General features: G+C 71.5%; 21 protein-coding genes. 13 read left to right on the top strand and 8 right to left on the bottom strand.

The window, feature by feature from the left end:
* Positions 1 to 7: 7 nt before the first annotated feature.
* Positions 8 to 766, bottom strand: a complete 759-nt coding sequence (locus OHB41_RS29260; protein ID WP_266701093.1) for an IclR family transcriptional regulator — start codon at positions 764 to 766, stop codon at positions 8 to 10.
* On the bottom strand, positions 763 to 1,929 hold the full coding sequence (locus OHB41_RS29255) for a sugar kinase (protein ID WP_266701092.1): 1,167 nt from the start codon (positions 1,927 to 1,929) through the stop codon (positions 763 to 765). Before OHB41_RS29255 ends, OHB41_RS29260 begins: the two co-directional genes overlap by 4 nt.
* 141 nt (positions 1,930 to 2,070) lie before the next feature.
* On the opposite strand from OHB41_RS29255, the gene OHB41_RS29250 reads away from it, so the two are divergent.
* Positions 2,071 to 3,348 carry an amino acid deaminase gene (locus OHB41_RS29250; protein WP_266701091.1) on the top strand — a complete coding sequence of 426 codons (1,278 nt, stop codon included), beginning with the start codon at positions 2,071 to 2,073 and terminating at the stop codon, positions 3,346 to 3,348.
* Positions 3,349 to 3,374: 26 nt separating this feature from the next.
* Positions 3,375 to 4,997, top strand: coding sequence for an N-acyl-D-amino-acid deacylase family protein (locus OHB41_RS29245; RefSeq protein WP_266701090.1), 1,623 nt, complete (start codon positions 3,375 to 3,377; stop codon positions 4,995 to 4,997).
* A 19-nt stretch (positions 4,998 to 5,016) separates the two neighbouring features.
* Here the strand turns inward: OHB41_RS29245 and OHB41_RS29240 are convergent, their stop codons facing one another.
* Positions 5,017 to 5,937 (bottom strand): S1 family peptidase, encoded by a 921-nt coding sequence (locus OHB41_RS29240; RefSeq protein WP_266701089.1) that lies wholly within the window; start codon positions 5,935 to 5,937, stop codon positions 5,017 to 5,019.
* Positions 5,938 to 6,303: 366 nt separating this feature from the next.
* Here OHB41_RS29240 and OHB41_RS29235 point away from each other — a divergent pair, with 366 nt between their 5' ends.
* Together OHB41_RS29235 and OHB41_RS29230 are read left to right on the top strand one after the other, a co-directional pair.
* Positions 6,304 to 7,515, top strand: a complete 1,212-nt coding sequence (locus OHB41_RS29235; RefSeq protein WP_266701088.1) for a pyridoxal phosphate-dependent aminotransferase — start codon at positions 6,304 to 6,306, stop codon at positions 7,513 to 7,515.
* Between the two features lie 103 nt (positions 7,516 to 7,618).
* On the top strand, positions 7,619 to 8,032 hold the full coding sequence (locus OHB41_RS29230) for an SCO4983 family protein (protein WP_266701087.1): 414 nt from the start codon (positions 7,619 to 7,621) through the stop codon (positions 8,030 to 8,032).
* A 78-nt stretch (positions 8,033 to 8,110) separates the two neighbouring features.
* Here OHB41_RS29230 and OHB41_RS29225 read toward each other — a convergent pair whose 3' ends face one another.
* A complete protein-coding gene (locus OHB41_RS29225; protein ID WP_266701086.1) occupies positions 8,111 to 9,004 on the bottom strand; it encodes a helix-turn-helix transcriptional regulator in 894 nt (297 codons plus the stop codon).
* A 102-nt stretch (positions 9,005 to 9,106) separates the two neighbouring features.
* Between OHB41_RS29225 and OHB41_RS29220 the strand changes: the two genes are divergently transcribed.
* From OHB41_RS29220 to OHB41_RS29200, 5 genes are all read left to right on the top strand, one after another.
* Positions 9,107 to 9,811: an SDR family NAD(P)-dependent oxidoreductase gene (locus OHB41_RS29220; protein ID WP_266701085.1), complete on the top strand. Its 705-nt coding sequence runs from the start codon at positions 9,107 to 9,109 to the stop codon at positions 9,809 to 9,811.
* Between the two features lie 112 nt (positions 9,812 to 9,923).
* Positions 9,924 to 11,015 carry a substrate-binding domain-containing protein gene (locus tag OHB41_RS29215; RefSeq protein WP_266701084.1) on the top strand — a complete coding sequence of 364 codons (1,092 nt, stop codon included), beginning with the start codon at positions 9,924 to 9,926 and terminating at the stop codon, positions 11,013 to 11,015.
* Positions 11,012 to 12,184, top strand: coding sequence for a toxic anion resistance protein (locus tag OHB41_RS29210; protein WP_266701083.1), 1,173 nt, complete (start codon positions 11,012 to 11,014; stop codon positions 12,182 to 12,184). The genes OHB41_RS29215 and OHB41_RS29210 overlap by 4 nt, the downstream gene beginning before the upstream one ends.
* A complete protein-coding gene (locus tag OHB41_RS29205; protein ID WP_526024975.1) occupies positions 12,181 to 13,719 on the top strand; it encodes a substrate-binding domain-containing protein in 1,539 nt (512 codons plus the stop codon). Before OHB41_RS29210 ends, OHB41_RS29205 begins: the two co-directional genes overlap by 4 nt.
* The gene (locus OHB41_RS29200) at positions 13,706 to 14,314 is read left to right on the top strand and encodes a hypothetical protein (protein WP_266701082.1); all 609 of its coding nucleotides are present in this window, start codon (positions 13,706 to 13,708) and stop codon (positions 14,312 to 14,314) included. Before OHB41_RS29205 ends, OHB41_RS29200 begins: the two co-directional genes overlap by 14 nt.
* Before the next feature lie 218 nt (positions 14,315 to 14,532).
* On the opposite strand, the gene OHB41_RS29195 is transcribed toward OHB41_RS29200, so the two are convergent.
* The gene (locus OHB41_RS29195) at positions 14,533 to 16,356 is read right to left on the bottom strand and encodes a phosphoenolpyruvate carboxykinase (GTP) (RefSeq protein ID WP_266701081.1); all 1,824 of its coding nucleotides are present in this window, start codon (positions 16,354 to 16,356) and stop codon (positions 14,533 to 14,535) included.
* 333 nt (positions 16,357 to 16,689) lie between these two features.
* Here OHB41_RS29195 and trhA point away from each other — a divergent pair, with 333 nt between their 5' ends.
* The 4 genes from trhA (at position 16,690) to OHB41_RS29175 (ending at position 20,534) form a co-directional block, all read left to right on the top strand.
* On the top strand, positions 16,690 to 17,415 hold the full coding sequence (trhA, locus tag OHB41_RS29190) for a PAQR family membrane homeostasis protein TrhA (protein ID WP_266701080.1): 726 nt from the start codon (positions 16,690 to 16,692) through the stop codon (positions 17,413 to 17,415).
* Positions 17,416 to 17,577: 162 nt separating this feature from the next.
* Positions 17,578 to 19,146, top strand: coding sequence for an MFS transporter (locus OHB41_RS29185; protein WP_266701079.1), 1,569 nt, complete (start codon positions 17,578 to 17,580; stop codon positions 19,144 to 19,146).
* Positions 19,143 to 19,787 (top strand): TetR/AcrR family transcriptional regulator, encoded by a 645-nt coding sequence (locus tag OHB41_RS29180; protein ID WP_526024974.1) that lies wholly within the window; start codon positions 19,143 to 19,145, stop codon positions 19,785 to 19,787. The genes OHB41_RS29185 and OHB41_RS29180 overlap by 4 nt, the downstream gene beginning before the upstream one ends.
* A 12-nt stretch (positions 19,788 to 19,799) precedes the next feature.
* Positions 19,800 to 20,534, top strand: a complete 735-nt coding sequence (locus tag OHB41_RS29175; protein WP_266701077.1) for a Mut7-C RNAse domain-containing protein — start codon at positions 19,800 to 19,802, stop codon at positions 20,532 to 20,534.
* A 178-nt stretch (positions 20,535 to 20,712) separates the two neighbouring features.
* Here the strand turns inward: OHB41_RS29175 and OHB41_RS29170 are convergent, their stop codons facing one another.
* The 3 genes from OHB41_RS29170 to OHB41_RS29160 are packed head-to-tail and all read right to left on the bottom strand — an operon-like array spanning position 20,713 to position 26,035.
* Positions 20,713 to 23,115: a galactose oxidase early set domain-containing protein gene (locus OHB41_RS29170; RefSeq protein ID WP_266706213.1), complete on the bottom strand. Its 2,403-nt coding sequence runs from the start codon at positions 23,113 to 23,115 to the stop codon at positions 20,713 to 20,715.
* 5 nt (positions 23,116 to 23,120) lie between these two features.
* Positions 23,121 to 24,380, bottom strand: coding sequence for a glycosyltransferase (locus tag OHB41_RS29165; protein WP_266701076.1), 1,260 nt, complete (start codon positions 24,378 to 24,380; stop codon positions 23,121 to 23,123).
* Positions 24,377 to 26,035, bottom strand: coding sequence for a phospholipid carrier-dependent glycosyltransferase (locus OHB41_RS29160; protein ID WP_266701075.1), 1,659 nt, complete (start codon positions 26,033 to 26,035; stop codon positions 24,377 to 24,379). Before OHB41_RS29160 ends, OHB41_RS29165 begins: the two co-directional genes overlap by 4 nt.
* Positions 26,036 to 26,063: the final 28 nt, after the last annotated feature.

The following is a 26,063-nucleotide window of genomic DNA, read 5'->3' as shown; positions in this document are numbered from 1 at the left end:
GGGGTCCTTAGCTGGGGTCCTTCGGGGACTTTCCGGAGTAGTCGCGGCTGATGGCGTCCGCCGTACGGCGCACCAGCGGGAGCAGGGTGAGGAGTTCGTCGGCGGTGACGACGACGTTGGGCGCGGAGACCGACATCGCGGCGGCGACCCGCCCGTCGGCACCCCGGATGGGCGCGGCGACGCAGTTGATGGACTCCTCGTGGCCACCGAGGTCGGTGGCCCAGCCCTGTTCGCGCACCGTCGCCAGCTCCTTGCGGAAGGCGGGGGCGTTGGGGGTCGAACGGGCCGTGTACAGGGGGTAGTCGAGCTTCTCCGTGAGGGCGCCGCGCTCGGCCTCGGGCAGGTCGGCGAGGAGGAGTTTGGCGACCGCGGCGACGGTGAGGGCGACGGGCTTGCCGATCCGGGAGTACATGCGCACGGGGTAGCGGCTCTCCACCTTGTCGATGTAGAGGACCTCGTTGTCCTCGTACACCGCGAGGTGGACGGTGTGCCCGCACTGTTCGTTGAGGCGTACGAGATGGGAGTGGGCGATCTCGCGGATGTCGAGGTTCTCGACGGCCTCCTGGGCGAGGGCGAAGAGGCGGGCGCCGAGGCGGTAGCGCTGGTCGGACTGTCGGTAGACGAGACCGTGCTCGTGCAGGGTGCGCAGGAGCCGGAGCGCCGTGGACTTGTGGACGCCGAGACGGTCGGCGACCTGGCCGAGGTCGGCGGGTCCCTCGGCGAGCAGCGGCAGGATGCTCAGCGCACGGTCGACGGTCTGGCTCATGGGGTACGTACCTCCTCGTCGGCCCGCGTGACGGCTTCGGTCCAGCCGGGGCCGAGTCGAAGTGTCCCCCACGCCCCGTCGTCCAGAGCGGCCAGCCGGTCGGCGTGGTCGCGGGACGGCGGCACGGCGAGATCGCCGGGGACGGTGAGGGCGGCGGCGGCCGTGAGGTGGCCGTGCCGCAGCCGGTCACGGGCGGGCAGAGCCCGGAGGGTGGCGGACAGGAACCCGGCGGCGAAGGCGTCCCCGGCGCCGACGGGCGCGACGACGTCGACGCGGAGAGCGGGAACGCGGGTGACGGTGTCCGCGCCGGGCCCGCCGTCGCGGACACCGCCGGGCTCGGCACCGCACACGTCGCCAGGCCCGGCACCGCGCCCACCGCGGGGCTCGCCGCCGCTGCCGCGCTCGAACAGCGTCGCGCCCGCCGCGCCCTGCTTCACCACCAGTGCCCGGGGTTCGGGCAGTGCGGCGCGGATCGCGTCGGGGCCGCCGGTGATGCCCCAGGCCTCCTCCGCCTCGTCCTCGCCCACGAAGACGAGGTCGCTGCGGCGGGCCAGTTCCAGCAGGACGGTCCGGCCCGTCTCCGGGTGGTGCCAGAGGTGCGCCCGGTGGTTGACGTCGAACGAGACGAGGGGGCGGTCGGGGCGGGGGGCGGTCAGCTCGCGGAGCAGGGCCAGGCAGTCGGCGGAGAGCGCGGCGGTGATGCCGGAGACGTGCAGGACGCGTCCGGAGTCCAGCTCCGCGCGGGGCGTGTTGTCCGGGGACATCGCGGAGGCGGCGGAACCGGCCCGGTAGTAGAGGACTTCGTGCTCGTCCGTGGCCCGGTCGCCCGCGGTGCGGAAGTAGATTCCGGTGGGGCGGTGGGGGTCGCGGCGCACGGCGGAGGTGTCGACGCCGTACGCGGTGATGGCCTCCACCAGGTGGTCGCCGAACCCGTCGTTCCCGACCCTGCCGATCCACTTCACGCGGTGCCCGGCGGCCGCGAGGACGCACGCCACGTTGGACTCGGCGCCGCCGATCCCCCGGTCGAAGGAGGGCACGTCGGCGAGGCGCCCCGGCCGGGAGGGCAGGAACGTGACCATGGACTCGCCGAGCGCGACCACGTCGACGGGGCGGATGCCGTCGACGGGACGGGACACGGCAGCTGCGGGTCCGGTGGGGGTCACGATGGCGGGGGCTCCTTGCTCGCGCGGCTCTCGCGGTCAACGGCACCGTTGACCCTGCGTTGGCTGGGATGTTAGACAGCAGTAAGCGACATACGCAATGACCGTTGCATTATCTGCAACGCACCTCATCAGGGAGGCCCCATGGGCGCCGACAACGCCGCAGCACGCCTCGCCGCCCTCGCGGCGGACCGCGTGGACCACCGCTTCAAGGGGCTGCCCCCGGACGCCCGGGGTCTGACCGTCGGCGAGCTGACCGCCCAGCGCCGCAACCTCTTCGACGACGGCTTCACCACCCCCGTGCTCGCCCTCTCCGCCGAGCGCCTCACCCACAATCTCGCCCTGATGGAGTCGTACGCCGCCCGCCACGGCCTCGCCTTCGCCCCGCACGGCAAGACCTCGATGGCCCCCCAGCTCTTCCACCGCCAGATGGAGCACGGCGCCTGGGGCATCACTCTCGCCGTGCCCCACCAGGTGTGGGTGGCCCGGGAGTTCGGCATCCAGCGGGTCTTCCTCGCCAACGAGCTCGTCGACGCGGCGGCCCTGCGCCGGATCGCGGCCGAGCTCACCGCCGACCCGGACTTCCGCTTCGTCTGCTACGTCGACTCGGTGCGCGGTGTCGAGCTGATGGCCGCCGCCCTGCACGGCTCCACCCGTCCGGTGGACGTGGTCGTCGAGCTCGCCGCCGGCGAGGGGGCCCGCACCGGCGTGCGTACGGAGGCGGAGTGCGCGGCGGTCGCGGACGCGGTGGCCACGACGACGACGCTGCGGCTGGTCGGCGTGGCCGGATACGAGGGCGAGGTGCCGGGGGCCGACCCGGGCCGCGTGCACGCGTGGCTGCGCCGGCTGACCGCGCTCGCGGTGGACTTCGACAAGGCGGGCCGGTTCGCCGGGGTGCCGGAGATCGTCGTCAGCGCGGGCGGCAGCGCCTGGTTCGACGCGGTGGCCGACGTCTTCGCGGAGATCCCCGAACTCTCCCGTCCCGTCCTGAAGTTGCTGCGCTCGGGCGCGTACGTCTCGCACGACGACGGTCACTACCGCCGGCTGACGCCGTTCGCCCGGGTCCCCGAGGAGGGCGCCCTGCACCCGGCGTTCCGGCTCTGGTCCCAGGTCGTCTCCCGGCCCTCCCCCGAGCAGGCCTTCGTCAACGCGGGCAAGCGGGACGCGGCCTACGACCTCGATCTGCCCGAGGCCCAGGCGGTCCGGCGGGACGGCCGCGAGCGCCCGGCCACCGGGGTCGCCGTCACCGGTCTCTCGGACCAGCACGGGTGGCTCGCCACCTCCCCGGAGGCGGACCTGGAGGTCGGCGACTGGGTGGGGCTGGGGCTGTCGCACCCGTGCACGTCCTTCGACAAGTGGCAGCTGATCCCCGTGGTGGAGGCGGACGGGACGGTCGTGGACTACGTACGGACGTTCTTCTAGAACCGGCACGGGAAAGGACGCACGCCATGATGGATCTCGTCATCCGTGACGCGGAGGTCGTCGACGGCACCTCGGGCCCCTCGTACCGCGCCGACGTGGGGATCGAGGGCGGCAGGATCACCACCGTGGTCAAGGAGGGAGCCGCGGCCGGCTGTCTGCGGCCGGTCGCCCGCCGGGTCCTGGACGCCGAGGGCCTGGCCCTGGCGCCCGGCTTCATCGACATGCACGCCCACAGCGACCTGGCCCTGCTGCGCGATCCGGAGCACACCGCGAAGGCGGCCCAGGGGGTGACCCTGGAGGTCCTCGGCCAGGACGGGCTGTCGTACGCGCCGGTGGACGACCGCACGCTCGCCGAGGTCCGCAGGGCGATCACCGGCTGGAACGGGTACGGCGACGACATCGACTTCAGCTGGCGCTCGGTCGGCGAGTACCTGGACCGGCTCGACCACGGCTTCGGCGGCGAGGGCATCGCGGTGAACGCCGCGTACCTCGTCCCGCAGGGCACCGTCCGCATGCTCGCCGTCGGCTGGGAGGACCGCCCGGCGACGGAGCGGGAGCTGGACCGGATGCGGCGGCTGGTCGCCGACGGCCTGCGGGAGGGCGCGGTCGGCATGTCCTCCGGCCTCACCTACACCCCCGGCATGTACGCCCAGGACGCCGAACTCACCGAACTGTGCCGGGTGGTGGCCGGACACGGCGGCTACTACTGCCCGCACCACCGCTCCTACGGGGCGGGCGCCCTGGAGGCGTACGAGGAGATGGTGGCCCTCACCCGCGAGGCCGGCTGCCCGCTCCATCTCGCCCACGCCACCATGAACTTCGGCGTGAACGAGGGGCGGGCGCCCGAGCTGCTCGCGCTCCTGGACCGCGCGCTCGCCGAGGGCGCGGACATCAGCCTCGACACGTACCCCTACACCCCCGGCTGCACCACGCTCGTGGCGATGCTGCCGAGCTGGGCGAGCGAGGGCGGTCCCGAGGCGGTGCTCGCGCGCCTGGCGGACGACGGGACCGCCGAGCGCATCCGGCACCACATGGAGGTCGTCGGCGCGGACGGCTGCCACGGCGTCCCCATCGAGTGGGACACGATCGAGATCTCCGGCGTCGCCGATCCGGCGCTCGCGGAGTACGTCGGCAGCACGGTCCGGCAGTCCGCCGACCGGCTCGGCGAGGACCCCTGGACCACCGCCCGCCGCATCCTCCTCGACGACCGGCTCGGCGCCACGATCCTCCAGCACGTCGGCCACGAGGAGAACGTGCGCGCCATCATGCGGCACCGCGTGCACACCGGCGGCTCGGACGGGATCCTGCGCGGCGACAAGCCGCACCCGCGCGCCTACGGCACGTTCCCGCAGTATCTCGGCCGGTACGTGCGGGAGTTGGGCGTCCTCTCGCTGGAGGAGTGCGTCGCCCACCTCACCGGCCGCCCGGCCGCCCGGCTGCGGCTGCCGGACCGCGGTCTGGTCCGCGAGGGCTACCGCGCCGACCTCGTTCTGTTCGACCCGGCCACCGTCGCGGCCGGGTCGACCTTCGAGGCGCCGCGCACGCTCCCGACGGGCATCCCGTACGTGCTGATCGACGGCCGCTTCGTGATCGAGGACGGCCGCCGTACGGACGTCCTGGCGGGGCGGGCGGTCCGCCGTACGGCCTGACCGCCCGCCCCGCGAGGCGTCACGGCTTGGGCAGGACACACCCGGTGGCGCTCAGATCGAGCTTGTTGCCGGCGCCGAAGCACGGGACGATCTGGTAGGTCTCCTCGGCGTAGTTGATGCCCTGGTGGACGGTGACGTTTCCGCTCGCGTCGACCTCGCACGGGTTGTTCACCGTGCAGGTCTCGCCGTCCTCGTTGCCGGTGTTGTTGACGGCGACGACCTTGCCGGTGGCGTTGTCGATGACGGGCGAGCCCGAGGTGCCGCCGATGGTGTTGCAGGCGGAGGTGTAGCGGACCGAGTCCTTCCAGGTCCAGTCGCCCTCCTTCAGGCGGTACACGAACCCGTCGACGTTGCAGCTGTAGGTCCGCTTCCAGTAGCCGGAGACCACCTTGATGGCGGTGCCCGCGGCGGGATGGGTGTCGCTGAGGGTGAGCGCGCTGATCCCGTACGAGCTCCGGATCTGCGCGTAGGTGCGGGTGAGCTGGTAGATCGTGATGTCGGTGTCGGTCATCGTCGAGTACGCGACCTTGCCGGCGCGCAGCGTCGCGACGCCCGTGCCCGCGGAGTTCAGCAGGGTGAAGGAGCGCGAGGAGGTCTGGCCGACGATGACCTCGCCCGGTTCCGGGAAGCCCGTCTCCAGGCAGTGGCCGTTGGTGAGCACGAGCGCGGGGTCGCTGTCCGCCGAGTTGGGCATCCGGATGACCGAGCCGGAGCAGTTGCTGAGCGCGACGGTGCCGGCGTAGCTCACGGCCTGGACGGCCGGCGCCCGTACGGCCGACGCGTGCTCGGCCGACGACCGCACGGCGGACGACCGCGTGGCCGATGCGGACGCGGGTGCGTGTGCGGGGTTGGCTGCGTGTGCGGGTGCCGCGACCGCGGGTGCCACGCCCGCCCCGGTGATCACCAGGGCGAACAGCGCGGCGACGAGAGGCTTTCTCATGTGGGGGTCCCCTCTTGCGACTTGGGCGGCCGGAGATCTTCCGGCCACGGCCAGTCTTGTCATGCGCATTGTGAGGCGGGGGGACGCGGTGGACAAGGAGTGGTTTCCGGCCTCGGACGAGCGCCGCAGGAACCGTGTGGTCGCGGTCACCGACCCGTTCGGGGGAACCTCGCCCGTGGCCAGGATCGGCCCCGCCGCGGCCCCGGCTCGCGCCTCGGCCCGGCCGTTGTGCCAGGACACCGGCGCGTACGCCGGTGATCACGGGGTCCACGGCAAGGGCACGGGACGAAAGGCACCCAAAACACCACGTCTCACGTGGTGGAAAACACGCCCCGTGAAGCGTTACGCGGCCGTAAGCTCACGGACATGCAGGTGATCCAGTCGACCAAGCTCGCCAACGTCTGTTACGAGATCCGGGGCCCGGTGCTCGAGGAGGCGATGCGGCTGGAAGCCGCGGGGCACCGGATTCTCAAGCTGAACACCGGCAATCCGGCCGCCTTCGGGTTCGAGTGCCCGCCGGAGATCCTGGAGGACATCCTCCGCAACGTCTCCTCGGCTCACGGCTACGGCGACGCGAAGGGCCTGCTGGCCGCCCGCCGCGCCGTCGTCATGCACAACCAGACCCTCGGCATCGAGACGGACGTCGAGCACGTCTTCATCGGCAACGGCGTGTCCGAGCTGATCGTGATGGCGATGCAGGGCCTGCTCGACGACGGCGACGAGGTGCTCGTACCGGCACCGGACTACCCGCTGTGGACCGCGGCCGTGTCCCTGTCCGGCGGCACCGCCGTCCACTACCACTGCGACGAGCAGTCCGACTGGATGCCCGACCTCGCGGACGTGGAGCGGAAGGTCACCGACCGCACCAAGGCGCTCGTCATCATCAACCCGAACAACCCGACGGGCGCGGTGTACGACGAGGCGATGCTGCGCGGACTCACCGACATCGCCCGCCGCCACAACCTGCTCGTCTGCTCGGACGAGATCTACGACAAGATCCTTTACGACGACGCGACGCACACCCCCACCTCCGCGGTCGCCCCCGACCTGCTCACCCTCACCTTCAACGGCATGTCGAAGGCCTACCGGGTGGCCGGTTACCGCGTCGGCTGGATGTCGATCTCGGGCCCCCGCGCCCACGCCGACTCCTACATCGAGGGCCTGACGATCCTCGCGAACATGCGGCTGTGCGCGAACATGCCGGGTCAGCACGGCGTGGTCGCCGCGCTGAGCGGCCGGCAGACGATCGGCGAGCTCGTCCTGCCGGGCGGGCGCCTGAAGGAGCAGCGGGACGTCGCGTACGAGCTGCTGACCCAGATCCCGGGCGTGAGCTGCGTGAAGCCGAAGGGCGCGCTGTACCTCTTCCCGCGGCTCGATCCGAAGGTCTTCAAGATCAAGGACGACCGGCAGATGGTGCTCGACCTGCTGCGCCGCGAGAAGATCATGGTCGTCCAGGGGACGGGCTTCAACTGGCCGGAGCCCGACCACTTCCGGGTGGTCACCCTGCCGACCGTGGGTGATCTGACCGACGCGGTGACCCGGATCGGCACCTTCCTGGACGGGTACGGCCAGCCCTGACCCTCACCCTGCGTACCCGCCGGAGCCAGATGCGCGACCTGGCTCAACTTTAGACGCAATCCAAGCTAGGATGGTTTCCTGCGAGCGCACAGGAGGCCGTCCCATGTACGAACCGATCCGCACCAAGTCGGTCCACACGGCGACCGGCGCGCCCTCGGACTTCCCCCACCGCTCGCGCGAGGAGGAGCTGGACATCCAGCTCGCCGGGCATCTCGCGGCCCTCCTCGCCGTGACGGACGAGATCCGTGCGCTCGCGCCCTCCCCCGACCTGGACACCGCGGCCTCGCGCCTCGCCGAACAGGTGGCGCGGCTCCGGGGAGGCATCGCGCCGGTCCGCGCGTCCGCCGCCGCCCCCGAACCCCGCGCCCACGCCCTCCACCAGCGCGCCCACGCCCTCGCCGGACGCGCCCTCGTCGTCGCCGCCTCCCGCGCGGACACGGCGGCCGCGATCCTGGCCGCCGAGCGCATGGACGCCCACGCCCTGGCGACCGACCCCCGTACCCTCGCCTCCCACTGAGCCCGGCGCTCCCCCTTACGGCCCCGGTCCGCGTGCACCCGCAGCGACGCGCGGACCGGGTGCCACACATCCCACCCGTCAGCCGGGGGTCACGGCTGTCGTCTGCAGCCCCACCGCCGCGAGCAGCGCCAGCTGCTCCGCCGCCTCCGTGCCCGGCGCCGCCGAGCAGACCGTGATCCGCAGATCCGCGCCGGGCACCGTGAGGGTGTCGCAGTCCACGACGATCGTCCCGAGCTCGGGATGGTGGACCGTCTTGGTGTCGGCCGTGTGGAATCCGACCGTGTGCGCGGCCCACAGGGTGCGGAACCGGTCACTCTCCCGCCGCAGGTCCGCGATGAGCGACCGCAGTCCCCGGTCCTCGGGATAGCGGGCGGTGGCGGACCGCAGATCCGACACGAGGGCCGCCTCCAGCCTCGTCAGCTGCTCCGGCGTGTGCGTGACCCGGGTCGGCAGCCCCGCGAACTGCCGCCACACGTAGTTGCGCTCCCGCCCCCGCCACTCGGAGGGATCGCCGACCAGCGCGGCCCACAACGGGTTCCACGAGATCAGGTCGTACGCCGCGTCGTGGACCCCCAGGGGCGCGAGCCGCAGCTGGTCCAGCAGCCGCTGGACGCTGGGCGGGACGTGCCGCGAGATGTGCCCGGCCGCGGGCGGCGCCTGGCCGGCCAGCCGGAACAGGTGGTCGCGCTCCGCCTCCGACAGACGCAGCGCGCGGGAGAGCGCGGTGAGGACCTGGTCGGAGGGAGAGGTGGCCCGACCCCGTTCGAGACGGGTGACGTAGTCCACCGAGAGCCCGGCGAGCTGCGCCAGCTCCTCCCGGCGCAGCCCGGGCGCCCGCCGTACACCGCCCGTCGGCAGTCCGGCCTCCCGAGGAGTCGTCCGGTCGCGCCAGTGCCGCAGCGTCGTGCCGAGTGCTCCGTGTGCTCCGTGTGCCGCCCGCTGCTCCCCGTGTGCCGCCCGCTCCGCGCTCATCCCTCCATGGTGCTCCCCCGCGGACCGCGCAGCCTGGTACTGCCGGACCCCCCGATGTCGGGGGCCCTGCCCGCGCGCCCGGACCGCGCGCACAGTGGAGTCATGACCATCACCGTGATCACCGGAGCCAACAAGGGCATCGGATTCGAGACCGCCCGCCGACTCGTCGAGCGGGGCCACACCGTGTACCTCGGCGCCCGCGACGCCGACCGGGGCCGGCGGGCCGCCGACGCGCTGGGCGCCCGGCCGCTGCTGCTCGACGTCACCGACGACGGGTCCGTGCGGGCCGCCGCGGACCGTGTGCGTGAGGAGGCCGGACATGTGGACGTCCTCGTCAACAACGCGGGAATCAACCAACCCGCCAAACCCGTCGAGGAGTTCACCGCCGCCGACGTCCAACGCGTCTACGACACCAACGTCTTCGGTGTCGTCCGCACCGTGCACGCCTTCCTCCCGCTGCTGCGGAAGGCCGCGGACCCGGTCGTCGTGAACGTCACCAGCGCCCTGGGCTCCCTCACCGTCAACTCCCTGCCGGACAGCACCACGCTGCTGCCGACCTGGGTGCCGCTGCTCGCCTACAACTCCTCCAAGGCGGCACTGAACATGCTGACGGTGCTGTACGCCAAGTCGTTCCCGGAGATCCGGATCAGCGCCGTGACTCCCGGCTTCACCGCGACCGACCTCAACGGCCACGCCGGGACACTGAGCGTCGAGCAGGGCGCCGAGATCGTCGTCGCCACGGCCGCCGCCGGAGCCGACGCGCCCACCTGCGCGTTCGTCGAGGCGTCGGGCAACGTCCCCTGGTGACGGGCCGCACCACGGGAGGCGGCCCTTCCGGTTGCATACCGGGATAGGTCGGTCACTCCCCGTTCACCCGGTGCCTCCGGGAACGTTGGATTCCGGGAGCACTCTCCTCGGTGTGAGACGCATCGTGGGAATCGTCCTGGCGGTCCTGCTGATCGGCGGCGTGGCAGCAGCCGTCGTAGCGGGCCGCGAAGGTCAGGACACGGGCACGGCAACGAAGACCGTGCACGGAGTGATCGGTTCGGAGAAGGCGGAGTTCTTCGCCGACCCCGACGTGGTGAAGGCCCTCGCCGCCAAGGGCTACACCGTGAAGACGGAGACCTCCGGGTCCTGGGCCATGGAGGGCCTGGACCTCAAGGGGTACGACTTCGCCTTCCCCGCGAGCCAGGCCCCGGCCGACGAGCTCGCAGCCAAGTACCACGCGCGGCAGCCGCTGCCGCGCCCCTTCTACTCGCCCCTCGTGGTCGTCGCCCACCGCAGCGCCGCCGAGGTGCTGGCGGCGAACGGGCTCGCGACGGTCGGCAAGGGCTCCGGCACGCTCAGGATGGCCGCCTACCTCAAGGCCGCCGAGTACGACCGGACCTGGCAACAGCTCAAGGGGGCCGGCGCGCACGGCGAGCTGACGGGCACGCTGTACATCGCCACCACCGACCCCGCCACCTCCAACTCCGGCGCGCTCTACCTCGCCGCCGCCTCGTACGTCGCCGACGGCGGCCGGGTCGCCGCGGACACCGCCGCCATCACCCGCACCGCGCCCCTCATGCGCAAGCTCATCAGCGTCCAGGGCGCCCAGCAGACCAGCACGGACGCCGCGTTCCGGGACTTCGTCAGCGGGGCCGGAAACCCGCTCGTGCTCGTGTACGAGTCCCAGGTCGCCTCGCTGCTCGCCCAGGGCCAGGACGTCGGTGACCTCACGGTCCTGTACCCGGACACCACCGCGAACAGCGACCACACGGTCGTACCGCTGACGGAGGCCGGCCGCGCGCTCGGTGAACTCCTCAGCAGCGACCCGGTTCTGCGCAGGCTGGCCGTCAGGCACGGGTTCCGGCCGCAGGGCGCGAGCGCGGAGTTCACGGCGGCGACCGCCGCCCACGCCACCTATCTCAACCAGAAACTGACCGGCGTCCGGCAGGCGCCCGTGCCCGCCTCCGCGGTATTGCACGAGATGGCACGCCGGGCGAAGGGCCAGGGGGGAAGCACATCATGAGCATCGAGGACACGTTCACCCTCACGCCGCCCGAGGCCGTCGCGCCCGTGCCGCGCGAGAAGGCCGGCGGGCTCGTCCCCGTCGATCCGTCCGTGCAGGACGAGATGGCGCGCCGGGCCGCGGAGTACATCGGCGGACTCGCCTCGCTGGACGCCCGTTCACCCGAGTTCGCGGGCAAGGTCGGAGAGATCGCGGGACTGGGCGCGAGCGAGATGCGGGGAGCCGCCGCGCAGTCCAACCGCATGCTGGAGCGCACCCTGCGCAGCCTGCCCTCGAAGGGCGAGGACGCGCAGTCGCACGTCGCGGGCTCGCTCGTCGAACTCCGGCGCGTGGTGGAGGACCTGGACCCGCGCGACCTGCCCGCGAGCAAGGGGCGCAAGCTCCTGTCGCGGCTGCCGGGCGGCAACAGGTTGCGCGACCACGTCGCCAAGTACGCCTCCTCACACGCCACTCTGAACAAGATCGTGGGCTCCCTGCGCGGCGGTCAGGACGAACTGCGGCGTGACAACGCGGCGTTGCAGACCGAGCGGGTCCGGCTCTGGGAGACGATGGGCAAGCTCCAGGAGTACGTGGTGCTGACCCAGGCCCTGGACACGGCCGTCGAGGAGCACATCGCGGGCATCGACGCCGCCGACCCCACGCAGGCCGACACCCTCCGCTCCGACGTCCTCTTCCCGGTGCGCCAGAAGCACCAGGACCTGCTGACCCAGCTCGCGGTGTGCGCGCAGGGCTATCTGGCCATGGACGTGGTCCGGCGCAACAACGACGAACTCATCAAGGGCGTCGACCGCGCCGCCACCACCACGGTCTCCGCCCTGCGCATCTCCGTGATGCTCGCCTCCGCCCTGGACAACCAGCGCAAGGTCGTCGACCAGGTCAACGCGTTGCGCGGCACCACGGAGGAACTGATCCGCGGCAACGCCGAGATGCTCGCCACGCAGAGCGGCGAGATCCAGCGCATCGCCGCCGACCCGGCCGTCGGCGCGGAGACCCTCCGTACCGCGTTCCAGCAGATCTACCGCACCCTCGACGCCATCGACACCTACAAGGCGCAGGCCACCGAGTCGATGGCGGCGACCGTGGAGTCCCTGACCTCGGAACTCCAGCAGGCGAGCGTCTACCTGGAGCGCAGCAGGTCGCGCGGCGCCCTGGACGGAGGGTCCGCGTGAGACCACGACTGACCGCCCTCGCCGTACTCGCGCTGTTGACGGCCTGCACGTCACATCCGCAGCAGGAGCGGCAGCCCGGGAAGAACGCGCCCGAACCGGGCACTCTGCGCGTCCTCGCCTCCAGCGAACTCGGCGACATGCGGCCGGTGCTGGAGCAGGTCCGCAAGGACACCGGCATCACGGTCCGCCCCACCTATATGGGCACCCTCGCCGCCGTGGACCTCCTCGCGCGCGGCAAGGTGGACGGCTCCTACGACGCGCTGTGGCTGTCGTCCAACGACTATCTGCGGCTGCGGCCCGAGGCGGCGAGGAAGGTCGTCTCGGAGACGCCGGTCATGTCGAGCCCGGTGGCCATCGGGGTGAAGCCGGCGACCGTGAGAGCCCTGGGCTGGAAGCCCGACGACGTCACCTGGCCGCAGGTGGAGCAGGCGGTGGCGGACGGCCGGCTGACGTACGGCATGACCGACCCGGCCCGCTCCAACTCCGGTTTCTCCACCCTGATCTCGGTCGCCTCGGGCCTGTCCGGAGCGCAGTCGGCGCTCACCGACGCGGACGTGGACAAGGCGACTCCGCGTCTCAAGGACTTCTTCAAGGGGCAGAAGCTGACCTCGGGCTCCTCCGGCTGGCTGGCGAGCGCGTACCGGCGCCGCGGCACCGTGGACGCCCTGCTCAACTACGAGTCCGTCCTCAAGGGGATGAAGGACCTGACGGTCATCCGGCCGCGCGACGGCGTCGTGACCGCCGACTACCCGCTCTCCTCGCTCGCCGCCACGGACAAGGGCACCCGGGAGACCGTCCGGCGTCTCACCGAGGCGCTGCGCACCCCGGCCGTCCAGCGGCTCATCACCGAGCGCACGCTGCGCCGCCCGGTGGTCGCCTCCGTCGCCCCGGCGGCCGGCCTCGACAGGAGCCGACGGCGCGAACTCCCCTTCCCCGGCAGCCGGTCCGTCGCCGACCGGCTCCTCGACTCGTACGAGAACCAACTCCGCCGGCCCTCCCGGACCGTGTACGTCCTCGACACCTCCGGCTCGATGCGGGGCAGCCGGCTCGACCGGCTGAAGAAGTCGCTCACCTCGCTGACGGGCGATTTCCGCGAACGCGAGGAGGTGACGCTGATGCCGTTCGGATCGGACGTGAAGAGCGTCCGCACACACCTGGTGCGGCCCGCCGACCCGGAGGCCGGGCTGGACGGCATCCGGGCGGACACCCGGGCACTCAGTGCCTCGGGCGACACCGCGATCTACACCTCGCTGGAGAAGGCGTACGAGCATCTGGGGGCCGGCGACGACACGTTCACGTCGATCGTGCTGATGACCGACGGCGAGAACACGACGGGCTCGGGTCCCGGGCACTTCGGCGGCTTCTACCGCAAGCTGCCCGGCGCGCAGCGGGAGATCCCCGTCTTCCCGATCCTCTTCGGCGACTCCGACCGTGACGAGCTGGGGCACATCGCCGACCTGACCGGCGGCCGTCTCTTCGACGCCCGCAAGGGTTCGCTCGACGGCGCCTTCGAGGAGATCCGTGGCTACCAATAGGGTCGTGGGCTATCTGGAGTCCCGGAAGAACCTGACCGGCAGTGCCTGCGGGCTCGGTGGGCTGGCGCTGACCTTCACGGGGCTGGCGGGCGTGTACTGGCCCGTCGTCGTCGCGGGTCTGTACGGCGCGGGCGCGCTGATCGCGCCTCCGGAGCGCCCGCCGCTCCCTGACTTCCCCGACCCCTCCGCTCAACTGGAGGAGCTGCGGGCCGACTTCGCCACCCTGCGCGAGTACCTGGACGGCGTCGAGCTGCCGCCCGCGGCGGCGGGCCGGCTCACCGAGCTGAGCGAGCTCCTGGCCGCCCTGCTGGACCCCGGCTGGGTCGCCGAGGTCCTCGCGCGCGACCCGGAGGGCGTGCACGCGCTGTCCCGTGCCGTGCGGCAGGACATTCCCGAGTCCGTCGACACCTTTGTACGAACCCGGTGGTGGACCCGGCTGACGCCCGGCACGGAGCCGCCGGAGCGGCATCTGGAGCGGCAGCTCACCCTGCTGCACGAGGAGGCCGACCGGCTGGCGGCGGTCCTGCGGGAGGCCGAGGCGCGACGCCAGGAGACGCACACGCGCTATCTGGAGGACCGCGGCCGCTCGCAGTGACCGGCCCGGTCGCCCGGCTGGGTGCGGGGGTGGCCGGAAGCCGGGGCCCCGCACACGGTCGTGCGGAGCCCCGGCGGGGTGCTGTCACCGCGGCCGGCCCTGGCGACGTCGCAGGTCAGGGCAAGTCCGGCCGGCCGCGGAGTGGGTGGGGGCGCCGAGGGCGCGTCGGTCTCCTCCCGTCGGGCGGCCGGCGCCCGGCGGGAAGGGACGGACACGACCTAGCCGAGACGCTGCACCAGCGCCCGGTATTCGTCCCACAGCTCCTTCGGGGTGTGCTCGCCGAAGGTGTTGAGGTGCTCGGGCACGAGCGCCGCCTCCTCGCGCCACACCTCCTTGTCGACGGTGAGCAGGAAGTCGAGGTCCGACTCGGAGAGGTCGAGCCCCTTGGTGTCCAGGGCGCCCTTGGCCGGCAGGACGCCGATGGGGGTCTCGACGCCCTCGGCACGACCGTCGAGGCGGTCCACGATCCACTTCAGGACACGGCTGTTCTCGCCGAAGCCCGGCCACACGAACTTGCCCGCGTCGTTCTTGCGGAACCAGTTCACGTAGTAGATCTTCGGGAGCTTCGCCTGGTCCTTGTCCTTGGCGACGTCGATCCAGTGCCCCATGTAGTCGCCCATGTTGTAGCCGCAGAACGGCAGCATCGCGAACGGGTCGCGGCGCAGTTCACCGACCTTGCCCTCGGCGGCGGCGGTCTTCTCGGAGGCGACGTTCGCGCCGAGGAAGACACCGTGGTTCCAGTCGAAGGACTCCGTCACCAGCGGTACGGCCGTGGCGCGGCGTCCGCCGAAGAGGATCGCCGAGATCGGCACGCCCTTGGGGTCCTCCCACTCGGGCGCGATGATCGGGCACTGGTCCGCGGGGACGGTGAAGCGGGCGTTGGGGTGGGCGGCCGGGGTGCCGGACTCCGGCGTCCAGTCGTTGCCCTTCCAGTCGGTGAGGTGGGCGGGAGTCTCCTCCGTCATCCCCTCCCACCAGATGTCGTTGTCGTCGGTCAGAGCGACGTTGGTGAAGACCGAGTTGCCCCAGAGCGTCTTCATCGCGTTGGCGTTGGTGTGCTCGCCGGTGCCGGGCGCGACGCCGAAGAAGCCGGCCTCGGGGTTGATCGCGTACAGCCGGCCGTCCTCGCCGAACCGCATCCAGGCGATGTCGTCACCGATGGTCTCGACCGTCCACCCGGAGACCGTGGGCTCCAGCATGGCGAGGTTGGTCTTGCCGCACGCGCTCGGGAAGGCCGCGGCGACGTACTTGGACCCGCCCTGCGGCGGGGTCAGCTTCAGGATGAGCATGTGCTCGGCGAGCCAGCCCTCGTCCCGTGCCATGACGGAGGCTATGCGCAGGGCGTAGCACTTCTTGCCGAGCAGCGCGTTGCCGCCGTAGCCCGAGCCGTACGACCAGATCTCGCGGGTCTCCGGGAAGTGCGAGATGTACTTCGTGGAGTTGCACGGCCACGGCACGTCGGCTTCGCCCTCGGCGAGCGGCGCCCCGAGCGTGTGCACGGCACGCACGAAGAAGCCGTCGGTGCCGAGCTCGTCCAGGACGGGCCGTCCCATGCGGGTCATGGTGCGCATGGAGACGGCGACGTAGGCGAAGTCGGTGATCTCCACGCCGATCGCGGAGAGGTCGGAGCCGAGAGGGCCCATGCAGAACGGGACGACGTACATCGTCCGGCCCTTCATCGAGCCGCGGAAGACGCCCTGCTCGCCGCTGAAGATCTCCCGCATCTCGGCGGGGGCCTTCCAGTGGTTGGTCGGGCCCGCGTCCTCCTCCTTCTCGGAGCAGATGAACGTCCGGTCCTCGACCCGCGCGACATCGGTCGGGTCGGAAGCGGCGTAGTAGGAATTGGGGCGCTTGATCGGGTCGAGCTTCTTGAAGGTGCCCTTCCGCACGAGCTCCTCGCTCAGCCGCTCGTACTCGGCCTCGGATCCGTCACACCAGACCACGCTGTCCGGCTGCGTCAGTTCGGCGATCTCGTTGACCCACGAGATCAGGTCCTTGTGCTGGGTGGGAACGGTGGAGGGAGCCGCGATGTCGCGCGCCACGATTGCTCCTAGATGAGGGGTTTTGTTTGTTGTGCCCCTTGGGGGCTGCGACCCGGATGCTTCACGGTGAGGGAACCCTGGCGCTCATCCGGTGCCGACCGCACTCATTTGATCATCCGACGCATTCGCCCATATGTCCAGAGGGCCTCACACCTGAGCGGCGTGAGCATCGCCACGCGTACCCGCGCTTCTTTGCGTCCATGCGGGGTTCAGCTGAAGGATTTTTTGCCTGGACGCCGCAGCAGGTCAGGAGCGTGAGAAGATGGCTGTTCTTGACCGGTCGGCGCGCCGTACTGATACGTAACTTACGGTTCCGTAGGTACGATTCGGCGTATGACTGCGCCCGTCCCCGACGCGCCCACGGACTCGCCGGCCGCAGGCCGCGGCCCCGTAGCGCCACCCCTGTCGCAGCCGGAATCACATCCGGTCAAGCCCAAGCTCCGCGGCTGGCTGCACCTCGGCATGTTCCCGGCCGTCCTGATCTCCGGCCTGGTGCTCACCGCCCTCGCGAGCTCGACCCGCGGCCGCATCGCCTGCGGAATCTTCGTCCTGACCGCCTGCCTGCTGTTCGGGGTCAGCGCGCTCTACCACCGCGGCAACTGGAGCCCGCGCATGGACGGCGTGCTGCGCAGACTCGACCACGCCAACATCTTCCTGATCATCGCGGGCACCTACACGCCGCTGACGATGCTGCTGCTCCCGGAGGCCAAGGGGCAGTGGCTCCTGTGGGGCATCTGGGGCGCCGCGGCGGCCGGCATCGTCTTCCGGGTCTTCTGGGTCGGCGCGCCCCGCTGGCTCTACACCCCCTGCTACATCGCGATGGGCTGGGCCGCCGTCTTCTTCCTCCCGGACTTCATGCGGACGGGCGGGATCGCCGTTCTCGTCCTGGTGATCGTCGGCGGCCTGCTCTACAGCGCGGGCGGAGTGATCTACGGGATCAAGCGCCCCAACCCCTCCCCCCACTGGTTCGGCTTCCACGAGGTCTTCCACTCCCTCACCCTCGCGGCGTTCGTCGTGCACTACGTGGGCATCTCGCTGGTGGCCTACCAGCACGGCTGACCCCCACGAGCCGGGCTCTTCCCGGCACCCTTCCGGCCTCCCCAGGGCCGCGGCTCACGAGCCGCGGCCCTTTGCCGTGCCCGGAACACCCCGCGGCATCGCGACAACCCGACAGGTACACCTTATTGACGGTAGCCATCTTTTGAGAGCTACTCTCATTTCATGGTGACTCTCACTCAGAACGAGGCCGTGGGGCGCGACCCCCGCCGCTGGTGGGCCCTCGGGGCCCTGGTCGCGAGCATGCTCGTGCTCGGCTTCGACATGACGATCCTCAATGTGGCGCTGCCGACGATGGCCCGTGACCTGGACGCGAGCACGGGCGAACAGCAGTGGATGGCGGACGCCTACGTCGTCGTCTTCGCCGCGCTGATGCTGCCGGCGGGCCTGCTGGGCGACCGCTTCGGACGGCGCCGGATGCTCATCACCGGCCTCGGCATCTTCCTGGCCGGCTCCCTGGTGGGCGCGCTGGTCGACGACGTCGCCCCGCTGATCGTCGCCCGCGCGCTGATGGGGGTCGGCGGCGCGCTCGTGATGCCGCTCGCGATGGCCGTCCTGCCGTCGCTGTTCGGACCCGAAGAACGCACCAAGGCCGTCGGCGCGGTCTCCGCCGCCTCCGCGCTGGGCCTGCCGCTCGGCCCGATCCTCGGCGGCTGGCTGCTCGACCACTTCTGGTGGGGCTCGGTCTTCCTGGTCAACGTGCCCATGGCCGCGATCGGCATCGCCGCCTGCGTCTTCCTGCTCCCCGAGACCCGCGACCCGGCCTCGCCCAAGGTCGACATCGTCTCCACGGCGCTCACCGCGGCCGGCCTCAGCATCCTCATCTACGCGATCATCGAAGCCCCGGACCGCGGCTGGGGCGATCCGCTGATCCTCGGCCTCTTCGCGGCCTCCCTCGTCCTGATCGCGCTGCTCGTCGTCCGCGAGCGCCGCAGCCCCCGCCCGATGCTGGACCTCTCCCTTCTCGCCCGGCGCGGCTTCCTGCTCAACACGCTCGCGGCGACCCTCGTGATGTTCGTGCTGTCCGGGCTGATGTTCGTGCTGCCGCAGTATCTGCAGGCGGTGCTCGGACACGACGCGTTCGGCACCGGGGTGCGGATGCTGCCGATGATGGGCGGACTGCTGATCGCCTCCAGGGGCGCCCAGCCGCTGCTGGCCAGGTTCGGGGCGCGGGCGGTGATCAGCGGGGGCCTGTTCACCCTCGCCTTCGCCGCGGTCCTCGGCAGCCGAACGTCCGTCGACGACGGCTACGGCTTCACCGCCCTGTGGCTGTCGATCGCCGGACTCGGCTTCGGCTTCGCCGTGGTGCCCGCGATGTCCGCCGCCCTCGGCGCACTGCCCCGCGACCGCGCCGGCAGCGGCTCGGGACTCCTCATGACCGTGCGCCAGGTGGGCAGCGCGATCGGAATCGCGCTGCTCGGCTCACTGCTGGCGAGCACGTACGGCGACCGGCTCGACACCGCCGGTCTCCCGCACGCGGCCGCGGACACCGCCGCGGACTCGGTGGTCGGCGCCCACGTGGTCGCGGCACGGCTCGGCGACCACGCCCTCGCGGCCTCCGCGAACGCCTCCTACCTCCACGGCATGGACCTGGTCCTGCTGGTCAGCGGGATCGCGGCACTCGTCACCGCGCTGCTCGCCGCGGCACTGCTGCCGAACCCCGAGCCGGCCCGCGCCCACGCACCCGAGGAGGACACCGGCATGGTTCCCACGCCCGCCGATGCCCGACAATGAGCGTCATGGCCGCCACCGCACACAGCTCCCCTCCCGCCCCGGGCACCCAGCCGGGGCTCAGGGAGCGGAAGAAGATGAAGACCCGGATCGCGATCCGTGAGGCGACGTACCGGCTGATCCAGGAGCAGGGGTACGACGCGACGACCGTCGAGCAGATCGCGGAGGCGGCCGAGGTCTCCCCGTCCACGGTCTTCCGCTACTTCCCGGCCAAGGAGGACATCGTCCTCACGGACGAGTACGACGCGCTCCTCGAGGAGGAGCTGCGGGCACGGCCCGCGGACGAACCGTGGTTCGAATCCCTGCGGTACGTGCTGAGGAGGGCCATCGGCCTCGGGAACTCCGAGGAGCCCGAGGTGACCCGGTTGCGGACCCGGCTGATGGTCGAGATCCCCGCGGTCCGCTCCCGGATGATGGAGAGCATGTCCGTCACCGGCCGCCTGCTGTGCCGGGCGATCGCGGAACGCGTCGGCCGGGATCCCGACAGCCTCGAAGTGCGCGTCTTCGCGATGTCGCTGATCGGAGGTCTGCTGGAGACCTCGCTCTACTGGGCCGAGGGCAACCATCAGGAGGACTTCGCCGACGTCGTCGACCGCGCGGTGGACGTCCTGGAACACGGCCTGCCGGTGGCGAAGGGCTCATGACATCCTGACCGGGTGAACGGACCGGAGATCCTCGTCGCCTTCGCCCCGGAGCTGGGCCTGTTCGTGCCGCACGCACGGCGTTCCGGCGCCACCGCCGTCACCACCGACGGCTCCTCGACCCTCGGCCACGTCGTCGAGTCGCTCGGCGTCCCGCTGACCGAGGTCGGCGCCCTGGTCGTGGACGGCCGCGAGGTCCCGGTGTCACACGTCCCGGCGGCCGGCGAGTCCGTACACGTACGACCGGTCGAGCGCCCGCAGCGGGTCCCCGGCGCCCCGCTCCGCTTCCTCCTCGACGTCCACCTCGGCACCCTCGCCCGCCGCCTGCGCCTCCTCGGCGTCGACGTGGCCTACGAGTCCACGGACATCGGTGACCCCGCCCTCGCCACCCGCTCCGCGGCCGAGCGGCGTGTCATGCTCAGCCGCGACCGGGGGCTGCTGCGCCGCCGCGAACTGTGGGCGGGCGCGTTCGTCTACAGCACCCGGCCGGACGACCAACTCCGGGACGTCCTGGGCCGGTTCGCGCCCGAGCTGAAGCCCTGGACGCGCTGCACCGCCTGCAACGGTCTGCTCCGGGAAGCCGCCAAGGAACAGGTCGCCGGCCAGCTGGAGAGCGGCACCGAGCAGTCGTACGACGTGTTCGCGCAGTGCCGGGAGTGCGGGCGCGCCTACTGGAGGGGCGCGCACCACGAGAGCCTGGAGGCCATCGTGGTGCGCGCCCTCGCGGAGTTCGGGCCGGTCGAGAGCTAGGACGTGCCGCGGCGCTAGGGGCTGTCCCGTAATCCCCGGTGGATCAGCGCGCGGCGTCGGATGCGGTGCATCGCAAGGCGGAGGGTCGTCCTCATGCTGGGCGTATTCGGGCGATCCGACAACGCGGCGAGGTGCCGTAGCTGTCGTCGTGCGCCCGCCGGGGATCACGGGACAGCCCTCAGCCGCGCTTCACATCCCTGGCGTCGCAGGCCACCCCGTCCCTGTTCGGGTCGAGACCCAGCGGGTCGTCCTTGCCGTTGACCTCGAGTCGGCCGTAGCCGTTCGTCTTCAGCCACGCGCAGCGCGGGGCCGTCGCCTTTCCGACGTCGGCCGGGAAGACCGTCGGCACACAGACGTTGACGCTGCCGTAGTGCCGGTCGCAGCCGGAGATCGTGGTGCTGACCTTCTGCGAACTCCGCCTCTTGCCCCCCTTGGTGACCGTGCCCTCCAGGGAGTCGGCGAAGGAGTGGGCGTGCGCCGAGGCGGTGTCCGTGGCCAACGCCGACGGGCCCTGCAGATGCACCCACTTGGCGACCGACGGGACCCCGTTGGCGTCGACCGCGAAGAGCATGTACCAGCCCGGCGGCGCCATGTCGGGGTTGCTGGTCACGTTCAGGTCGACGTTGTCGCCGTCCACGCTCAGCGGCAGGTCCACGAACCGCTGGTTGGGGTCGGACGAGTGCGTCACCGCGGCGGGCCGGATCAGCTCCGCCCTCACGACGGGCCGGTCGACCGTGATGCGCTGGGTGTCCCCGTACACCCACTCGTTGTCGATCACGGAGGTGATGGCCGGGCGGGTGCCCTTGAACAGGTAGGGCGGCGTGTAGAGGGACACGTTGTGGTTCCAGGTGCCGTTGCCCGGGTTGTCGCCGGTGGCCATGACGCGGCCGTCGGGCAGCAGGAACGCGGACGAGTGGTAGCCGCGCGCCTCGGGGTCGGCGGCCACCGGATCGAAGGTGGAGGAGGCCGGGTCGTAGATCGACGCCTCGTAGACGGGGTCGGCACGGTTGTGCAGACCGCCGCCCGTCTCCAGCACCTTGCCGTCGGGCAGCAGGACGGCGGACACGTACATCTTGCCCTGACCGCCCGTCTCCGGGACCCTGCCGTTGCCGAGGTCGACGGTGCCCTGCGGGATCTGCGGACCCGTCGTGTACGCCGGGTTCGCGGCCTTGAGGTCGATGACGTCGGTGAGCCGGCCCGCCTCCGGGTTGGAGTCGATGTTGCCGCCGCCGAGCGTGAGGACCTTCTGGTCCTGGGCCGGGGGCAGCAGCACGCTGGCGGACTGGTCGCGCTCGTCCTTGTTCCGCAGCCCCGGGATCGCCGTCACCGTGTTCGCGTCGTAGTCGTAGATCGCCGAGCCGGTACCCGGGGTGCCGTTGCCGAAGACGTGACTGCCCGAGTAGAAGAGCCGCCCGTCCTGCATCAGGATCATCGACGGGTACAGACCCCAGTACGACCAGGTCTGGTTGACCTGCCAGAGCGGCAGCCACTGCTGCTGCCGCGCCGACCAGCGCTCGGCGGTCACCGAACCGGTGGAGTCCTCGCGCAGTCCGCCGAACGAGATGACGTCACCGTTGCCGAGCTCGGTGGCCGAGGGATACCAGTGGCCGTCGTTCAGGTCGTTCGTCCTGCTGTACGTCTCGGTGACGGGGTCGAAGACGTACGACTCCTTGTACCCCTCGTAACCGTGGCCGCCCGCGACCGGAAACGCCTTGTTGCCGCTCATCACCAGCACCCGCCCGTCGGCCAGCTGGACGTGCCCCGCGCAGAACATGTCCTTCGGCGTGGGGATCACCTTGTAGGTGCCGTTCACCGGGTCGTAGACCGCGCTGGTGAACGTGCCCGCGTCGAAGTTCTCCTCACTGTTTCCGGACCCGGCGATCAGCAGCACCTTGCCGTTGTTGAGGACGACGGAGTGCATGGAGCGCACCGGGTTCTGGGTCGGGAGCACGTCCCAGCGGCCGCCCGCGCACTGATCGGCGGTGCCGGTGCAGGTGGCCGGCGGGATCGGGTCGACGACCTGCTCCATCGTGTAGTCGTCGGTGGTCGCCGAGCCGGTGCCGTACACCGAGACACCCCAGGTGATCCGGTCGGTACCGGCCGGGACGGCGGGCGTACGGACGCTCGCCGGGGTCCAGGCGGCCGCCATGTCCAGGGTCTTGAGGTCGGTCCAGTACTGCCAGCCCGCCGTCGCGTCGTGCCGGAAGAGAGTGATCGAGGCATCGGGAGTCGTCGTTCTGTACCAGAGGCCCAGGTCGTACTGCGTGCCCGCGGTGACCACCGGCGCACAGGTCGCGGACTCCGTGATCAGCGCCTTGCGGTCGCCGTCCACCCGCCGGGTCACGCTGACCTTCATGGCCTTGGAGCCGGAGTGGGATCCGCTCACCGTGGCGAACGTGAAGTCGTTGTCGCCCCAGCCGGACTTCTCCCAGCAGTACGGCATGCCGTCCGTACCGGCGGTCTCGAAGCCCGGGTTGGTGACGAGGTTCGCGGCCGAGGCGGACTGCGGCGAGACGAGCAGCAGCCCGGCGGCCAGACCCGCCACGGCCAGGAGTGAGGTTCTGCGTCGTGGTCGGACCAGGAATTTCACACGGCTCTCCTTGCTGTGCGGTCGCGGTCGCGGTCGCGGTCGCGGTCGCGGTCGCGGTCGCGGTCGCCGCTGCGGCTCCCGTCCGCGGCCGCACGGCTGCGGCGCGGCAGGTACACCAGCGCCTCGGTGCCCGCGAAGCGCAGGACGAAGGTCGTCACCAGCGCCAGGGCGGTGGCGGACAGCGCGCCCATTCCGAAGTGGTGGACGAACAGGGCGATCAGGGGGATGCGCAGCACCAGATCGGCGTTGGCGAGCAGGGCGAAGCGGCCCACGCGGTCCCAGCGGTTGCGGTGCCTGCGGCGTTCACGGAACAGCAGGTGCTCGATGAGCAGGAAGTTCCAGGCGACACCGAACTGGTTGGCGAGGATCTCCGCCGGCAGGTAGTGCAGGCCGGTGGCGGTGAGCGCGTACAGGCCGAGCAGGTTGGGCAGGAAGCCGGTGGCGCCGATCAGCCCGAAGACGACCATCCGGGCGACCGGAGAGGCGGTGCGCAGCCCGGCCAGGTGGCGCAGGAAACGGAAGCCCTCCCGCGCGGTCGACTTGGACTCGCCGGCGAACCGGTCCTGGAAGACGAAGGGCACCTCGGTGACCCGGCGGGGGCGGCTGCGTACGGCGAGTTCGAGGAGGATCTTGTAGCCGAGCGGCTGGAGGATGTCGGCGGTGACCGCGCTGCGGCGGATCGCGAAGAAGCCGCTCATCGGGTCGCTGATGCCGTGCAGTCGGCGCGGGAAGAGGGTCTTGGTCAGCCAGGTCGCGCCGCGTGAGACGGCGATGCGGTAGCCGCCGGCGAGTCCCGCGCGGCTGCCGCCCTTGACGTAGCGGCTGGCGACGACGAGGCCGGCACCGGATCGCTCTCCGGAGGCCACCAGTTCCGGTACCAGGGACGGCGGGTGCTGCAGGTCGCCGTCCATGACGACGATCCAGTCGGAGGTCGCCGCCCTCAGCCCCTCGACGACCGCGCCGCCGAGGCCGCCGGTGGGCCGTTCGCGGTGCAGCACGCTCACCGGGAACGGGCAGTCCTGCGCGACCCGGGCGATCACTTCGGGGGTGTCGTCGGTGGAGTCGTCCACGAAGACCACCTCGCAGGGCAGCCGGGCCGGTACCGACTCGGTGATCCGGCGCAGCAGTTCGGGGACGTTGCCGGCCTCGTTGAAGGTCGGTACGACGATGGTGACCGCACCCGGTTCGGGAACCTCCGCCGCTCCTGCCGCCGGAACGCCCAGCTCACCGGGGACCGTGCTCTCGAAACTGCTCATCGACTGCCTCCGGTGCTCGACGTGGTGGTGCTCGCGGTGATCCGCCGGATCTCGATGCGGTCCTCTCCCCTGCCGAAGGTGGCGACCGGCGTGGAGTGCTCGATGGCCGACCTGACGTGGGGCAGGTCCACCGCGTCGCGCCGCACGGTCGGGGAGGCGACGACGTAGTCGATGTCCTTCCAGCCGCCCGGCATCGTCCTGGTCACCGCCGGGTCGAGGTCCGCCTTGTAGAACCAGATGACCCCGAGGCCGGGCCGGTAACCGTCGTGCACCAGGTCGAGCCAGAGCGCGTCGTCCACCAGGACCCGGGTGCCCGCCGGGTCCGGCACCTCGGTCCTCAGCCAGGAAGCAGCCGCCCGGTAGGGGGCGTTGGCGTCGGCGGTGACGGCGGTGTGGTCGCCGTCGTACCAGCGCGGCAGGACGAACCCGGCGGCCACCGCCACGAGCGCGGCCGCCGTCACCCGCCGTCCCCAGGTGAGGACGGGTTTCTCCGCGGTGTCGCGGCGTCGGCGCAGCACCGCGTGGAGCACGCTCGCGGTGCCCCCGGCGAGGACGAGCGCGAGGAACGGCAGCGCCTGGATGACGTACATCGCGGGCAGGTAACCGCTCGGGCGCAGTGCCACCAGGGCCAGGATCGCGACGGTGAGCGCGGGTCCGGCCAGGGCGCGGGCGGTGAGCGACCAGCGCCAGGTGACCAGGAGGAGCAGGGCTCCGGCGAGGCCGCCGAGGGGCAGTACGCGGTCGTAGTAGAGCCAGGAGTGCAGCACGCCGTACGAGCCGGAGCCGGGGTCGAGGACGAAGCCGGAGCCCGGCCGGCTCATCTGGTACGTGATGCCGTCCCAGAGCGAGACATGGCCCGCGCCGGGGAAGAGCTCGCCCTTGAGCAGGGCGAAGAGCGGATAGGCGAGGCCGATCAGGGCGCAGGCGGTGACGGCTCCGGTGAGCGCGAACTTGCGGGTGTCGCGGTGGCCGTGCCGCCACAGGGTGACCAGCAGGGCGGGGAGGACGACCAGCATCGTCTCCTTGGTGAGCACGGCGGCCGCGGCGGCGACGCCTGCCCCGAAGTGGTGCCACAGGTGGCGGTTCGGGGACGCGGCGAGGCAGAACGCGAGCAGCGTCCACATGACCGCGATGTTGTCGAGGAAGATCTCGCGCTGGAGCACGACCGACAGCGGCGAGAGGCCGAAGAGGACCATCGCGAGCCCGGCCGCCCAGCGCGGCAGCGAGAGACGGCGCGCGAGGACGTACAGGAGCACGGCGCTGACGGCGCTGACCGCGAGCATCGTCACCCGCATCGGGCCGACCGTCATCTGCGAGGGAGCGAGGTGGGCGGGGATCCAGGTCAGGGCGGCTATCTGGATCCAGCCGAGGGGCGGGTGGTCGTACCAGTACGTGTAGTGGGCGAGGCCCCTGCCCTGCTGCACCGCCCAGGCCTGGGCGAGATAGGTGCCCTCGTCGTCGCTGAGGGTCGGGTAGTCGGCGATGTTCCAGCCCTGCACGACGATGATCGCCAGCAGCAGCACACCGCACAGGGCGAGGTCGGCGCGCGAGGTGCGCAGCCGCCTGCGCGGAGGGAGGTCGTGGACGGTTTCGGACGCGGAGGGCCGTTGCGCGGGGACCGTGGAAGTGGTCGCCGCGGGAAGAGTGGAGGTCACGCGGAAGGTCCTCTCGGGACTTTCGGGA

Source organism: Streptomyces sp. NBC_01571, from assembly GCF_026339875.1.
GTDB lineage: Bacteria > Actinomycetota > Actinomycetes > Streptomycetales > Streptomycetaceae > Streptomyces.
The sequence above is the reverse complement of the archived record's forward strand: the minus strand, read 5'-3'. Positions and strand labels throughout refer to the sequence as shown.